At 67.1% G+C, this 12,852-nt stretch carries 14 protein-coding genes; 8 read left to right on the top strand and 6 right to left on the bottom strand.

What is annotated here, in order from left to right:
- Positions 1-27: 27 nt before the first annotated feature.
- The 4 genes from JJL56_RS18650 to JJL56_RS18630 all read right to left on the bottom strand — a co-directional run bounded on the left by JJL56_RS18650 (position 28) and on the right by JJL56_RS18630 (position 3,231).
- Positions 28-876: an oxidoreductase gene (locus JJL56_RS18650; protein ID WP_145629089.1), complete on the bottom strand. Its 849-nt coding sequence runs from the start codon at positions 874-876 to the stop codon at positions 28-30.
- A 19-nt stretch (positions 877-895) separates the two neighbouring features.
- Complete coding sequence (locus JJL56_RS18645; RefSeq protein WP_145629087.1) at positions 896-1,207, bottom strand: putative quinol monooxygenase; 312 nt, start codon at positions 1,205-1,207, stop codon at positions 896-898.
- A gap of 48 nt (positions 1,208-1,255) precedes the next feature.
- On the bottom strand, positions 1,256-2,020 hold the full coding sequence (locus tag JJL56_RS18640) for an SDR family NAD(P)-dependent oxidoreductase (RefSeq protein WP_200485888.1): 765 nt from the start codon (positions 2,018-2,020) through the stop codon (positions 1,256-1,258).
- Between the two features lie 239 nt (positions 2,021-2,259).
- On the bottom strand, positions 2,260-3,231 hold the full coding sequence (locus JJL56_RS18630) for an MBL fold metallo-hydrolase (RefSeq protein WP_200485886.1): 972 nt from the start codon (positions 3,229-3,231) through the stop codon (positions 2,260-2,262).
- Between the two features lie 156 nt (positions 3,232-3,387).
- Between JJL56_RS18630 and JJL56_RS18625 the strand changes: the two genes are divergently transcribed.
- Positions 3,388-4,329: a LysR family transcriptional regulator gene (locus JJL56_RS18625; RefSeq protein ID WP_200485885.1), complete on the top strand. Its 942-nt coding sequence runs from the start codon at positions 3,388-3,390 to the stop codon at positions 4,327-4,329.
- Positions 4,330-4,466: 137 nt separating this feature from the next.
- Here the strand turns inward: JJL56_RS18625 and JJL56_RS18620 are convergent, their stop codons facing one another.
- Positions 4,467-5,063 carry an NADPH-dependent F420 reductase gene (locus tag JJL56_RS18620; protein WP_145629079.1) on the bottom strand — a complete coding sequence of 199 codons (597 nt, stop codon included), beginning with the start codon at positions 5,061-5,063 and terminating at the stop codon, positions 4,467-4,469.
- A gap of 35 nt (positions 5,064-5,098) precedes the next feature.
- Positions 5,099-6,022 carry a pirin family protein gene (locus JJL56_RS18615; RefSeq protein WP_200485884.1) on the bottom strand — a complete coding sequence of 308 codons (924 nt, stop codon included), beginning with the start codon at positions 6,020-6,022 and terminating at the stop codon, positions 5,099-5,101.
- 146 nt (positions 6,023-6,168) lie between these two features.
- Between JJL56_RS18615 and JJL56_RS18610 the strand changes: the two genes are divergently transcribed.
- The 7 genes from JJL56_RS18610 (at position 6,169) to JJL56_RS18580 (ending at position 12,828) form a co-directional block, all read left to right on the top strand.
- Positions 6,169-7,068, top strand: coding sequence for a LysR family transcriptional regulator (locus JJL56_RS18610; RefSeq protein WP_200485883.1), 900 nt, complete (start codon positions 6,169-6,171; stop codon positions 7,066-7,068).
- A 161-nt stretch (positions 7,069-7,229) separates the two neighbouring features.
- On the top strand, positions 7,230-7,682 hold the full coding sequence (locus JJL56_RS18605; RefSeq protein WP_200485882.1) for a hypothetical protein: 453 nt from the start codon (positions 7,230-7,232) through the stop codon (positions 7,680-7,682).
- 236 nt (positions 7,683-7,918) lie between these two features.
- Complete coding sequence (locus tag JJL56_RS18600) at positions 7,919-8,839, top strand: polyamine ABC transporter substrate-binding protein (RefSeq protein ID WP_200485881.1); 921 nt, start codon at positions 7,919-7,921, stop codon at positions 8,837-8,839.
- Positions 8,840-8,919: 80 nt separating this feature from the next.
- A complete protein-coding gene (locus JJL56_RS18595) occupies positions 8,920-9,978 on the top strand; it encodes an ABC transporter substrate-binding protein (protein WP_200485880.1) in 1,059 nt (352 codons plus the stop codon).
- 25 nt (positions 9,979-10,003) lie between these two features.
- Positions 10,004-11,254: an ABC transporter permease gene (locus JJL56_RS18590; protein ID WP_200485879.1), complete on the top strand. Its 1,251-nt coding sequence runs from the start codon at positions 10,004-10,006 to the stop codon at positions 11,252-11,254.
- Positions 11,255-11,284: 30 nt separating this feature from the next.
- Positions 11,285-12,088 carry an ABC transporter permease gene (locus JJL56_RS18585; protein ID WP_145629066.1) on the top strand — a complete coding sequence of 268 codons (804 nt, stop codon included), beginning with the start codon at positions 11,285-11,287 and terminating at the stop codon, positions 12,086-12,088.
- Positions 12,085-12,828, top strand: coding sequence for an SDR family NAD(P)-dependent oxidoreductase (locus JJL56_RS18580; RefSeq protein WP_145629064.1), 744 nt, complete (start codon positions 12,085-12,087; stop codon positions 12,826-12,828). The genes JJL56_RS18585 and JJL56_RS18580 overlap by 4 nt, the downstream gene beginning before the upstream one ends.
- Positions 12,829-12,852: the final 24 nt, after the last annotated feature.

The raw sequence follows: 12,852 nt of genomic DNA, 5'->3' as shown, positions 1-12,852 counted from the left end.
AATGATGGTGTGGAGCGGTGGGCCGGGTCAGTTCCTGGACGCGTCGGTGAATTCCGTGCTGCGGGTCAGAGTCTCCCAGGCGCGGAACTCGCGGCCCATCTCCTCCAGCTTGGCCATGGCCACGGTGTAGGCGTCGTTGCCAAGCAGCAGGCGCTTGGGTGGATTGGTCGACAGCACCGCGGATGCGATTGCCTGCGCCGCACGGGTGGGGTCGCCCGGCTGTTGCCCCACTGAGTCACGATAGGCCCGGCGGGCCTCGCCTGCGGTCGCGTCGTAGTCGGCGATGGTGCCGGCCGCCTCGATGGAGGAGCCGGCCCATTCCGTGCGGAAGGCGCCGGGCTCCACCGTCATCACGTGAATGCCGAGCGGCGCCGTCTCGATGCGCAGGCTGTCGGACAGGCCCTCCACCGCGTATTTCGTCGCGCAATAGAAGCCGACGGCCGGAAAGCCCTCCAGTCCGCCAACGGAAGTCAGGTTGACGATGGTGCCGCTTCGGCGGCGGCGCATGCCGGGCAGCACGGCACGGATCGTCGAGGCGGCTCCGAAGAGGTTCACCTCGAACATCGCCCGGACCTGCGCCTCGTCGCTCTCCTCCACGGCGGCGAAATAGCCGATTCCGGCGTTGTTCACCAGAACGTCGACCCGGCCGAACCGGGCTTCCGCCTGTTGAACGGCGTCCCGCGTCTGGGCGGGGTCGGTTACGTCAAGCGGCAGAATCAGGGCGTCGCCACGCTGGGCAAGGTCCTGGATCTGATGGGGCTTGCGGGCGGTGACGACCACCTTCTGCCCGATATCGAGAAGGTGGCCGGCGATATGCCGGCCGAAGCCGGTGGAGCATCCGGTCACCAACCAGACGCGCTGGTCATTGCTTTTCATCGCAATCTCTTGTTGGGGATCAGCGTGGGGCGAAATTGGAGGTCAGCCGGTATGCGGTGTGGATCGTGACGCCGTCCGTGCAGAGGTCGGGCAGGGTGGCCATGAAGGACTGGACATAGGGCGTGCGCATATGGGCGTCGAAATCGTCCTGGGTTGCCCAGTTCTCGTAAACGAACCACGAGTCCGCATCCTCATCCGAGCGGTGGATGTCGTAGCGCAGGCATCCGAGTTCGGTCCGGGTCGGTTCGACGAGGGCGAGCAGGCGGGCGCCGAGCGCCTCGCCCTTTCCCGGTTTGGCGGCGAAGAACGCCGCCTTGGTCAAGATCTTCATCGCGGAACAGCTCCGTGCTGAGGGGACAATGGGTGGCGCTGCTGCGCCTCAACCGGCCGTGACGGTCATGCCGCCGTCGGCCATCACCACTGCGCCGACGATGAAGCTCGCTCGGTCCGACGCCAGGAAGGCGACGACCTCGGCGATCTCCGCGGCATCGGCGGCGCGGCCGATGGGGGCGGCTTTGCCGTGGTCGGCCAGGAAGTCGCGGCCGTCGTCCATGAAGTGGTTGAGGATGTTGGTCACCACGTCGCCAACGCCGATGGCGTTGACGCGGATGCCGTGCGGGATCGCCTCCAGCGCCTGGGTGCGGGTCAGCTGCGCCAGGGCGCCCTTCGATGCGGTGTAGGCGGCGATGCCGGGAAACGCGAAGTAGGAGGCGTAGGAGGCGATGTTGACGATGGCGCCGCTCTTGCGCGGCATCATCACCTTCATCGCTTCGCGGGAATGCAGGAAGGCGCCGGTGACATTGGTCGCCAGGATGCCCTCCCATTCCTCGCGGCTGGTCTCGATGAGCGGCTTGTAGATGATGCGGCCGGCATTGTTGACGAGGATGTCGAGCGCGCCGAAACGCTCCACCGCGAGTTCCACCGCCCGTTCGGCGCTGCCGTCGGCGGCGATGTCGGCGACCAGCGGCACCAGACCGGGACGGGCCAACTCCTCCACCGCCGGGTTGATGTCTTCCGCAATCACCCGGGCGCCGCGGGCGTGCAGCAGTTCCACGGTGGCGCGGCCGATGCCGCTGGCCGCACCGGTCACGATTGCGACCTTGCCTTCGACTTCGTTTACCGCGCTGACGATGCTGGTCATCATGGCTGCCTCTTCGTTGCTGGATCGGGTGCCGGTCGATCGGCCGGCCTGGTCCAGAAGCTAGCGGCGGAGGCCGGCCGGAATAATCGGCCCGGATTCGAATGGCTTGTTCGGATCCGCCGCATAATCGGCAGGTGGGCAAACGGGACTTTCGACATGCGGTCGACTGGGAACGCCGATATTCGCGCCTTCATCGATGCCGTCGAGACGCATGGCCTGGCTGACCTCCTACTGGGGCGGCTTCACTCGCGGTTGCGGTATTCCACTGGTACCCAGTGGTAGCCATCGCCGTCGCGCCGCAGGCGGCCGAGGCCGGGGAAGTTGAGATGGGCGGCGGCGGTCAGTTGGCCGCTGCCGGCCTCGTGGGCGAAGCGTTTCAGACGCTGGGCGCGTACGGCGTCCTGGTCGACGTCGAAGGAGACGGTGGCTTCCGGATGAGGGAACTGCACAGGGCCGACATGGATGATGTCGCCCCAGAACTCGATGCTCTCGCCCCGGCTCGTTACCCGATAGAAGGCGTGGCCGGGCGTGTGGCCGGGGGTGGGGATCGCCGTGACGCCCGGCAGGATTTCCGACTGTTCGGTGAAGGGCTTGACCTTGCCCGCCTTGAGGTAGGGACCGACCGTGGCGACCGCCTCATCGTAGTGGCGGGGCTGCAAGCCCCTGGCGACATTGTCGCGGTTGAGGAAGAAATCCAGGTCGGCCTGGCCGACATGAACGGTGGCGTTCGGGAACATGATCCTTCCATCCAGCGCCAGCCCGCCGGAATGGTCGGTGTGGATATGGGTGATGAGGATGTCGGTCACCTGATCCGGGCGATAGCCGGCGGCGGCCAGGCTGACCGGGAGCTTTCCGCCATAGGGACCGAACAGCTGGCCCGCACCGGTGTCGACCAACAGCAGGCGCGACCCTGCGTCGATCAGGAAGGCGTTGATCGAGGTTTCCAGCGGATCGCGCTCGAACCGCTCGGCCAGAAGCGCATCGATGCGCTCCGGCTGCAACCCTTGCACCAGCGGCTTGATGCCGAGCGGCAGGGTGCCGTCGCTGAGTGCGGTGACGCGGAGGTCGCCGACCGCGAAGCGGTAGATGCCGGCCGGAGAGGGTTGGGTCGCCGACGGGGCGGCAGTGTGGCCGGCGGTCCTGTCGGTGGCATGGCCGGTCGGGATGGCGGCGAACAGAAGGCCAACGGCCAGCAGGAGCGTGTGTGACTTCATTTGCCTGTCCTTGGGATCAGTCCAGAGATCGGGTTCCGCGGTGGCCCGCGTTTTGGCCACCACGCATGTCCAGCAACTAGCACCCGAAGTCCGGCTTGATTACCCATCCAGCCTGGACAACATTGTACCGATTTCAGATCCAATCGATGGACGCAGATGCAGGACCTGAACGACACCATCGCCTTCGTCAAGGTGGTGGAGGAGGGCAGCTTCACGAACGCCGCCCGGCGGCTGCGGCTGCCCAAGACGACGCTGAGCCGCAAGGTGCGCGATCTCGAACAGCGGCTCGGCATCCAGCTTCTGCACCGGACCACCCGTCGCATCGGGTTGACCGAGGCGGGAACCGTGTATTTCGAGCGGTGCCGGCGCATCGCCGAGGAGCTGGAACAGGCCGAAAGTGCGGTTGCTCAGCTTCGCGATGCGCCGCGCGGCTGGCTGCGGGTCACCACGCCGCCGTCCTTCGGGATGAAGGTCATCGCGCCGCTTCTGCCCGGCTACCGGGCCCGCTACCCCGACATTCGCATCGATCTCGTGCTCAGCCACGAGAACCTGGATCTGGTGGCGCGGGACATCGACCTGGCGATCCGGATGGGGACGCTGCTGGACTCCACCATGGCCGCCCGCAAGCTGGGCGTCCTGCCCCGCCATGTCTACGCAGCACCGTCCTATTGTGCTGCCCATGGGATGCCCGGCCACCCCGACGAGCTGGCCCGGCATCTTGTGCTGGCGAACATGACTGCCCGGCGCCCCTCCGGGTACGGGTGGCGCCTGTTCCCGGTGGACCGGGGCCATCCCGATGAGGAGGTCGACGTGGCCATCGATCCGGTGATGACGGCCGACGATCCGGAGATGCTGATCCCGACGCTGCTGGCCGGTGGCGGGTTGGTCCTCGCGACCGACTTCGCCATGCGGCCCTACCGGTCGGCCGGGCAGGTGGTGCGGGTGCTCGACGGTTGGAAGGGATCGGATGTCGACCTGCATGCGGTCTTTCCCGGTGGGCGGATTCAGCCGCCGAAGGTGCGGTCCTTCCTGGATTTCCTGGTGGGGCGCATCGATCTCGGGGAAGACAGCGGTCACGGCCGAGACTTTTCGGTCTAGCCGAAGAGCTTGGCCATGGAGCCCGCCTTTCCGGTGGGTATTCCTGTTGCGGATGCCGGTTGCGGGACGAAGAGGGGGCAACCGGCTGTCCGTCGGCGTTCGAATGACCCGATAGTCACGGTCGAGGAGTTCGACGATCAACCCTGCTTGATCAGGCTGTGGACCATCAGCGCGCCGCCGAATTGCTGCAGGCGACCGCCTTCGGCAATGGGACCCAGCGGGATGGCGGCATAGCCCAGCCGCTCGATCAGGCCGGCGACCTCGGTGTTGGCGCCATCGTCGTCGCCCGACACGAACAGGACGCGCCGCCCGTTGTCCTGTGGATTCTTCGCCAGCACCGCGGCCGGCAGGGTGTTGAAGGCCTTGACGACGCGGGCGCCGGGCACGGCTTCGGCGACGATGTGGGTGGACGGCCGGTCGGCCAGGTCGCGGGGGGTGAAGGCCGGGAAATCGATGGCGTTGGTGGCGTCGACGACGATCCGGCCGTTCCAGTCCGGCGCCCCATGCACGGCATCGCCGACGGCGTCATAGGGCACCGCCAGGATGACGATGTCGGCGGCGAGCGCGTCCCGCACGGAGGCGGGGACGACACTCGTCCCCAGATCGTGTGCAAGGTCGGCCAGGGTTTCCGGTCCGCGGCTGTTGGCGAGCAGAACCTCGATGCCCTTGCGGGCGAACTGGCCGGCGACGGCTGCGCCGATGGCGCCCGACCCCAGGATTGCATAGGTGGTCATGATGGTGGTCCTTTCGGGACAAGAGTTTGGATGGATCAGGCCACGCGGGGTGCCGCGGGCTTTGACGTCGGTTCCGGAAGTGGGATGAACTCGGTTTCGCCGGGGACGGCGGGGAAGCGGCCCTCGCGCCAGTCGCGCGCGGCCTGTTCGATGCGCTCGCGCCGGCTGGACACGAAATTCCAGTGGATGTGCCGCCGTCCGTCCAGCGGTTCGCCGCCCAGCAGCATCAGCCGGGCAGGGCCGACGGCGCGCAGAACGATCTCCGCACCCGGCTGGAAGACGATCAACTGGTCCTTGCGGAAGAGGCCGTCTTCGGACACCACTCCCACCGTGCCGTCAACGACATAGGCGGCGCGTTCGATATGTTCGGCGTCGATGCGCAGCCGGGCGCCGTCCTGCAAAACGACATCGGCGTTGAACAGGTCGGAGAAGGCGTTTGTCGGCGCCCGCCGGCCCAGCAGCGAACCGGCGATCAGACGCAGGTCGATGCCTTCTCCTTCGATCCGCGGCAGGGCCTCGGCCGCCACATGCTGGAAGCCGGGATCGGTCTCCTCATGCTGCGTCGGAAGGGCGATCCAACTCTGGAAACCGAACAGCCGGTGTCCGCTGCGGCGGGTGGCGGGGGCGGTGCGTTCTGAATGGACGATGCCGCGCCCAGCGGTCATCAGGTTCACCGCGCCCGGCTCGATCGTCTGGACGAAGCCCTCGCTGTCGCGGTGGACGATTTCGCCCTCGATCAGATAGCTCAGGGTCGACAGACCGATGTGCGGGTGGGGGCGGGTGTCCATGCCCTCGCCGGCGGTGAAGGTCACCGGGCCGAAGCTGTCGAGGAAGATGAAGGGCCCGACTGACCGGCGCATGGCCGACGGCAGAGCGCGGCGGACCTGGAACCCGTCGCCGATGTCGCGGACGGCAGGCAGCAGGATGTGTTCGACGCCGGCGGCAGGGCGGACGGTCATGGCGGGAACTCCCGGTTTTGGAAGAGGCGGCGCCGGGCTGCCTGCTCTGGAGGAGCGGTTCGGCGCTGCTGGTGAGGGAAAGCTAACGCCGCTGGACCTTCGGATAAACCGGGATAAGATGGATCGAAACGTTCGAGAAATTGGAAATGTCAGATCCCGGCACCCCGACCTTCGATCAGCTCCGCGTTTTCCTGACCGTGGTCGACACCGGCAGTTTCGCCGGGGCGGCGCGCAAGCTGGGGCGGGCGACCTCCGTCATCAGCTATTCCATCGCGAACCTGGAGATGCAGCTGGGCGTCTCGCTGTTCGACCGCGAGACCACCAAGCGGCCGCAGCTGACCGACGCCGGCCGCGCCGTTTTGTCGGAGGCGAGGACCATCGCCAACGGCATGGGCAGTCTGCGCGCGAAGGTGAAGGGCCTGATCGAGGGGCTGGAGTCCGAGGTGCTATTGGCGCTCGACGTCATGCTGCCGGCCTGGCGGGTGGTCGACGCGCTGAAGGCCTTCCGCGAGACTTATCCGACCGTGACCCTGCGCCTGCATGTCGAGGCGTTGGGTGCGGTGACCCAGATGGTGCTCAACCGTGCGGCGACGATCGGCATCAGCGGGCCGCTGGACATGGAGATCGACGGCATCGAGCGGATCGGCGTCGGCTTCGTCGAACTGGTGCCGGTCGCCGCCCCCTCCCACCCGCTGGCGCTGGCCGGGCGCAACCCGCCCGGCGCGGGGCGCGAGCATGTGCAGCTGGTGCTGACCGACCGCTCCACGCTGACGCAGGGCTGGGAGTTCGCCGTCATCGGCACGCGCACATGGCGGCTGGCCGATTTGGGCTCCAAGCACATGCTGCTGCGCGAGGGGATCGGCTGGGGCAACATGCCCTTGCCGATGATCCAGGAGGATCTGGACGCCGGGCGGCTGGTCCGGCTGGACATGCCCGACTGCAAAGGCGGTCCCTACCGGCTGCAGGCCGTCCATCGCACCGACAGCCCGCCGGGGCCGGCCGCCTCCTTCCTGATTTCACGCTTCGAAGGCCAGATGGCAAAGTGAGGAATCGCCGATGATTGTTCCTGATTGTGCAACGGATTTCTTCGGTTTGCTTGGTTTGTCGTTCGCATAAGAACGTTTAGCGTCCTGGCATTGACCGGCACGGCAATCCGTTCGCGTCCGGCCTGATCCCGATCTCTCCCAAAGATCCAAGGACGCGGATCATGAGCCAATCCACCTCCCTCTGCGTCGCCGCCGGCGATGCCCTGTCGACCCTTTCCTGCAAGCTGCAAAGCTCCGGCTGTTCCGTCGTTCGGGGGGTGCTGGACCTGTTGATGATGCCATCGGGCAACCAGCGCCTTCTCGGCTGGCTCGGCAATCACCTGCTGTCGATCGCCGGTCAACTCGGCAGCGGTGCGTCGGACCTGATCCCAGTCCATTCCGGACTCCATCCCGCTGCCGTCGGATCGATTCTGGCCGCCATCGGCTGTGCGGCGATCCTGGCACTGCGTGCCCTCGGCGTCGCGGCGGCGCTGTCGATCCTGATGCTGATCGCCGCCTATGTCCTGACCATGCAACTGCCGCCGGACTTCGTCGGTTCGATCAAAGGGGTCGAATTCCTGCTGATCTTCGGCCTCGTCGCCGTCGGCGCCGTCTTTCGCCGAACGCCGCACTAACCAAATCACACGCCTTGACAGGTATCTTATAACTTATAAGATTGCTGCATCGGATGGTCCGGTGCGGCGGGACGTCGCCGACCTTCCGATTGATTCCAAACAAGGAGGGTCGGATGACGACGAGACGGGCAAGGCGCCTTTGCGGGCCCATACTGTTCGCCATACTGATTGCGTCCGGGTCGTCGCATGCGCGCGACCTGACCGTCGTCGGGTTCGGCGGATCGTTGCAGGACGCGATGCGGACCGCCTATTTCGAGCCCTTTTCCAAACGGTCGGGTGCGCCGCTGATCGAGGAGTCCTACACCGGCGGCATCGCCAAGCTGAAGGCGATGAACCAGTCGCGGACGGTCACATGGGACGTCCTGCAAATGGACGAGAACGAGATGACGCTGGCCTGCGACGAGGGGCTTCTCGAACCCTTCGACTGGAAAAGCCAGCCGAACGCCGCCGACATCATCCCGCAGGTGAAGGCACCCTGCGGCGTCGGTGCCTTCGTCTGGTCGAAGGTACTGGCTTTCGATCCGGCCAAGACCCCCGGCGTGAAATCCTGGGCAGATTTCTGGGACCTCAAGCGCTGGCCGGGCGAGCGCGGCTTGCGCAAGCAGGCGCGCATGACGCTGGAGATCGCCCTGCTGGCCGACGGAGTCGCCCCGGACAAGCTCTATGAGACGCTGGGCACCAAGGCGGGGGTGGATCGCGCCTTCGCCAAGCTGGACCAGATCAAGCCGCATATCCGCTGGTGGGTCAGCGGCGCGCAGCCGGTCGAATGGCTCGCCGCAGGCAATGTCGTCATGACCTCCGCCTACAACGGGCGGGTCGCCGCCGCCAACAAGGACGGTCGCGCCTTCACCATGCTGTGGACGCACCAGCTCTATTCAGCCGATTACTGGACGATCCCCAAGGGCACCGACAAACTGGCGGCGGCCAGGGAACTGGTTGCCTACATGACCAGCGCCGACGCGCAGAAGCGCTTTGCCGAGACGATCCCCTACGGCGTCACCAACGGCCGCGCCTCCGCCCTGATCGATCCGAAAATCCAGCCGGACCTGCCGACCGCTCCGCAGAACATGGCGGGCGCGCTGATGATCGACACGCCCTTCTGGGTGAACAACGAAGACGAGTTGCAGCAGCGCTTCGAACGCTGGGTCGCCCAATAGATCCGGGTTCACCGGACCGGGTGCAAGGGCGGACCGGGTGCAGAGCCGGCCGCAACCATTTCCCTGAACAGGTGAGAAACATGACGCTTCACGCAACGCGCATCGTCGGATGCGCGCTGGCCGCCGGGCTGCTGTTCGCGCCGGCCCTGGCGCAATCTCCCGCACAAACCGAACAATTGACCGTCGTCGGCGCCGGCGGCGTGCTGCAGGATGCCGAACGCGCGGTGTTCTTCCACCCCTTCGCTGATTCCAACAAGGTGCAACTGACCGAGGACTCCTATTCCGGCCAGATGGCGAAGGTCCGCGCCATGGTCGATACCGGCAGCGTCAGTTGGGACGTGTTGCAGGTCGAGCAGAACAGCCTACTGAGCGGGTGTGAGGAGGGGCTGTTCGAGAAGATCGACTGGACCGCCGTCGGCGACCGCAAGGATTTCATCGATGAGGCCTACAGCGAGTGCGGCGTCGGCGCCTTCGTCTGGTCGATGGTGATGACCTACGACCGCTCCCGCATCGCCGATGGCCCAAAGAGCTGGGCCGATTTCTGGAACGTGCAGCGCTGGCCGGGCAAGCGCGGCCTGCGCCAGACCGCCAAGATGACGCTGGAGATCGCCCTGCTGGCCGATGGTGTGCCGAGGGGCGAGGTGTACAAGGTGCTCGCGACGCCCGCCGGGGTGGATCGTGCCTTCGCGTCGCTCGACAGGCTCAAGCCGGACATCCTGTGGTGGACCTCCGGCGCCGAACCGATCGAGCGGCTGGCCTCGGGGGACGTGGTCATATCGGCCGCCTTCAATGGGCGGGTGGCGGCGGCCAACCAGGGCGGGCGGTCCTTCGCGCTCGCCTGGGACGGGCAGGTGCTGGGCGTCGATTACTGGGCGATCCCGAAGGGAGCGAAGAACCGCGCCACGGCGGAGCGCTTCATCGCCTTCGCCAGCCGGCCGGAGGTGCAGGCGCGCTTTCCCAGCCACATCGCCTATGGCGTGACCAACCGCAAGGCCAACCTGGCCGTCGATCCGAAGCTGGCCGCCGACCTGCCGACGAGCCCTGCCAATTTCGCGCTGGCGGTCCCGCTCGACACCGCCTTCTGGGCCGATCATGGCGAGGCGTTGGAAGCGCGCTTTGCCAACTGGCGCTCCCGATGACCGGCGGGAAGGAGTGATGACGCGCATGGCAACCACCACTGAAACAATCGACCGGCCTGGGGCGCTGGCGCCGCCGTCCCTGTCGTCGCGTGCGAAGGCCCGGATGGTCTCGGCCCTGCTGATCGCGCCGCTCGTCCTGTTCCTCACCCTGGTCTTCGTGCTGCCGCTGGGCGGCATGCTGATGCATGCGGTGGAGAATGGCGAGGTGGGCGAGGCGCTGCCCGGCGTCGCCGCGGAGATGCAGGGCTGGAGCGGTGAGGGCCTGCCGCCGGAGAGCGCCTATGCCGCGCTGGCCCGTGACCTGAAGGCCGCCTATGGCGAGCCCCGCCTGGGCGAGGCGAGCCGGCGTCTGAATTACGAACGCTCCGGTTACCGTGCGCTGCTGAGTAAGACCGCGCGGTCCGTCCGCGGCATCGACCGGCCGCAGGCGGGCTGGGCGGCGGAGTTGACCGCCATCGATGCGCGTTGGGGCGAGCCTGCCACCTGGGCGGCGCTGCGGCGGGCCAGCCCGTCGCTGACGCCCTATTACCTGCTGACGGCGCTCGACCTGCGGATGGACGACAACGGCTCGATCGCGCGGGCCCCGGCGGAGGAGCGCATCTACATCGACACGCTGGCCCGCACCCTATGGATCGGCTTCATCACCACGCTTCTGTGCCTTGTGCTGGGCTTCCCGCTCGCCCATGCGCTGGTCAGCCTGCCGCGTGGTTTCGCGTCGGTCCTGATGGTCTGCGTGCTGCTGCCCTTCTGGACTTCGCTGCTGGTGCGGACCAGCGCCTGGATCGTCGTGCTGCAGAAGGAAGGCGTGCTGAACGGGCTGCTGACCCGGCTCGGCATCGTCGATGTGCCGCTGGATCTGGTGTTCAACCGCTTCGGCCTCTATGTGGCGATGGTGCACATCCTGCTGCCCTTCATGATCCTGCCGATCCTCAGCGTGATGAAGGGCATTTCGCCCTCCTACATGCGGGCCTCGGCCTCGCTGGGCGCCCATCCGGCGGTCGGCTTCCTCAAGGTCTATCTGCCGATGACGTTGCCGGGCGTCGGGGCAGGCTGCCTGATGACCTTCATCATCGGCGTCGGCTATTACATCACGCCCAGCCTGGTCGGCGGCGCCCGCGACCAGATGACCAGCTATTTCATCGCCTACTACGCGAACACCACGATCAACTGGGGCCTGTCCTCGGCGCTGGGGGCGATCCTTCTCGCCTGCATCATGCTGCTCTACGCGACGGTCGGGCGCCTGATCGGCGTCGGCCGCATCGCCGGCATCCAATGAGGTCCCCGCGTCCGGAAGAGAGGCCGAACCATGTCCAGTCCGACCCGTGTTCTCCACTATGCCTTCTGCTGCGTGATGATGGTCTTCCTGGTGGGGCCGATCCTGGCGGTCGTCCCGATCTCCTTCAGCTCCTCAGGTTTCCTGTCCTACCCGATCCCGGGCCTGTCGCTGCAATGGTACGAGAAGGTGCTGGCGGCGTCCGGCCCCTGGCTGCCGGCGCTGCGCAACAGCCTGATCGTCGGCACCGGCGCCATGGCGCTCGCCACGCTGCTGGGTACGCTGGCGGCGTTGGGGCTGGCGCGCAACGACCTGCCGGGCCGGTCCTTCCTGCTCGGCCTGCTGATCGCGCCGATGGTGGTGCCGGTGGTGATCAGCGGCGTCGCCATGTATTTCCTGTTCGCGCGGATCGGCCTGACCGCCTCCTATCTCGGGCTGATCCTGGCGCATGCGGCGCTGGGCGCGCCCTTCGTCGTCATCACGGTGACGGCGACGCTGCGCAACTTCGACACCACCCTGGTGCGGGCGGCTTACAGCTTGGGCGCCTCGCCGGTGCACGCTTTCTTCACGGTGACGCTGCCGCTGATCCTGCCGGGCGTGCTGTCCGGCGGCCTGTTCGCCTTCATCTTTTCCTTTGACGAGGTGGTGGTGGCGCTGTTCATCGGCGGGCCGGAGCAGCGGACCCTGCCGCGCCAGATGTTCGACGGCATCCGCGACACCATCGATCCGTCCATCCTGGCGATGTCGACCCTGCTGGTCGGCGTTACCGTCGCCTTCATGGTCCTCCTCGCCCGGCTGGGGCGGGGGACCGGTTCAAAGCCTGGGAGCAACGCATGATCATCGTTACCGGCGGCACGCACGGCATCGGCCGCGCCTGTGTGGAGCGCCTGACCGGTGAAGGGCAGGCCGTCCTTTTCACCGGCCGTGACGAGGCGGCGGGGGCCGACCTCGCCGGCCGCTGCCCGGGCGCCGTGTTCCAGCGCGGCGACGTCGCCTCGCCCGACGACTGCGCCCGGGCGGTCACCCGTGCGATGGAACTCGGCGGCGGCCGCATCAGCGGGCTGGTCAACAATGCCGGCATGTCGCGCCGCGTCGCCTTCGCCGAGGCGCAGGTGGAGGATTGGGATCAAGTGATGGCGGTGAACGCCCGCAGCGCCTTCCTGTTCACCCGCCTCGCCCTTCCGGGGCTGCGGGCGGCGCGGGGCGCGGTGGTGAACGTCGCCTCCGTCGCCGGCAAGATCGGGGAGGAGGGGCTGGCGATCTACTGTGCGTCGAAGGCGGCGGTGATCGGCATGACCCAAGCGCTGGCGCTGGAATTCGGCGATGAGGTCCGCTTCAACGCCGTCTGCCCCGGCCAGATCGACACCCGCATGATGCAGGGCATCAAGACGCAGGAGATCAAGCGGCGCCGTTTGGAGCAACGGATCCCCGCTGGCCGTTTCGGCGCGCCGGAGGAAGTCGCCGACGTGGTCGTCTGGCTGCTGTCGGAGCGTTCGAGCTATGTCAACGGCACCGTCCTGACCATCGACGGCGGCGAGACCGCCGGGATGCGCACCCCGCGCGGTCTGGACGAGTGATGGGTCCCCCGGCGCCGGTCTCAT

It is taken from the genome of Azospirillum aestuarii (assembly GCF_016632405.1).
Lineage (GTDB): Bacteria > Pseudomonadota > Alphaproteobacteria > Azospirillales > Azospirillaceae > Azospirillum > Azospirillum aestuarii.
The sequence above is the reverse complement of the archived record's forward strand: the minus strand, read 5'-3'. Positions and strand labels throughout refer to the sequence as shown.

Bases quoted from the DNA above. Each gene is read 5' to 3' on its own strand.
- JJL56_RS18600 (WP_200485881.1), top strand. From the start codon at position 7,919: ATGCGGACCGCCTATTTCGAGCCCTTTTCCAAACGGTCGGGTGCGCCG.
- JJL56_RS18615 (WP_200485884.1), bottom strand. From the start codon at position 6,022: ATGACCGTCCGCCCTGCCGCCGGCGTCGAACACATCCTGCTGCCTGCC.
- JJL56_RS18585 (WP_145629066.1), top strand. From the start codon at position 11,285: ATGTCCAGTCCGACCCGTGTTCTCCACTATGCCTTCTGCTGCGTGATG.
- JJL56_RS18625 (WP_200485885.1), top strand. From the start codon at position 3,388: ATGCAGGACCTGAACGACACCATCGCCTTCGTCAAGGTGGTGGAGGAG.
- JJL56_RS18645 (WP_145629087.1), bottom strand. From the start codon at position 1,207: ATGAAGATCTTGACCAAGGCGGCGTTCTTCGCCGCCAAACCGGGAAAG.
- JJL56_RS18650 (WP_145629089.1), bottom strand. From the start codon at position 876: ATGAAAAGCAATGACCAGCGCGTCTGGTTGGTGACCGGATGCTCCACC.
- JJL56_RS18640 (WP_200485888.1), bottom strand. From the start codon at position 2,020: ATGATGACCAGCATCGTCAGCGCGGTAAACGAAGTCGAAGGCAAGGTC.
- JJL56_RS18610 (WP_200485883.1), top strand. From the start codon at position 6,169: ATGTCAGATCCCGGCACCCCGACCTTCGATCAGCTCCGCGTTTTCCTG.
- JJL56_RS18620 (WP_145629079.1), bottom strand. From the start codon at position 5,063: ATGACCACCTATGCAATCCTGGGGTCGGGCGCCATCGGCGCAGCCGTC.
- JJL56_RS18580 (WP_145629064.1), top strand. From the start codon at position 12,085: ATGATCATCGTTACCGGCGGCACGCACGGCATCGGCCGCGCCTGTGTG.
- JJL56_RS18605 (WP_200485882.1), top strand. From the start codon at position 7,230: ATGAGCCAATCCACCTCCCTCTGCGTCGCCGCCGGCGATGCCCTGTCG.
- JJL56_RS18590 (WP_200485879.1), top strand. From the start codon at position 10,004: ATGGCAACCACCACTGAAACAATCGACCGGCCTGGGGCGCTGGCGCCG.
- JJL56_RS18595 (WP_200485880.1), top strand. From the start codon at position 8,920: ATGACGCTTCACGCAACGCGCATCGTCGGATGCGCGCTGGCCGCCGGG.
- JJL56_RS18630 (WP_200485886.1), bottom strand. From the start codon at position 3,231: ATGAAGTCACACACGCTCCTGCTGGCCGTTGGCCTTCTGTTCGCCGCC.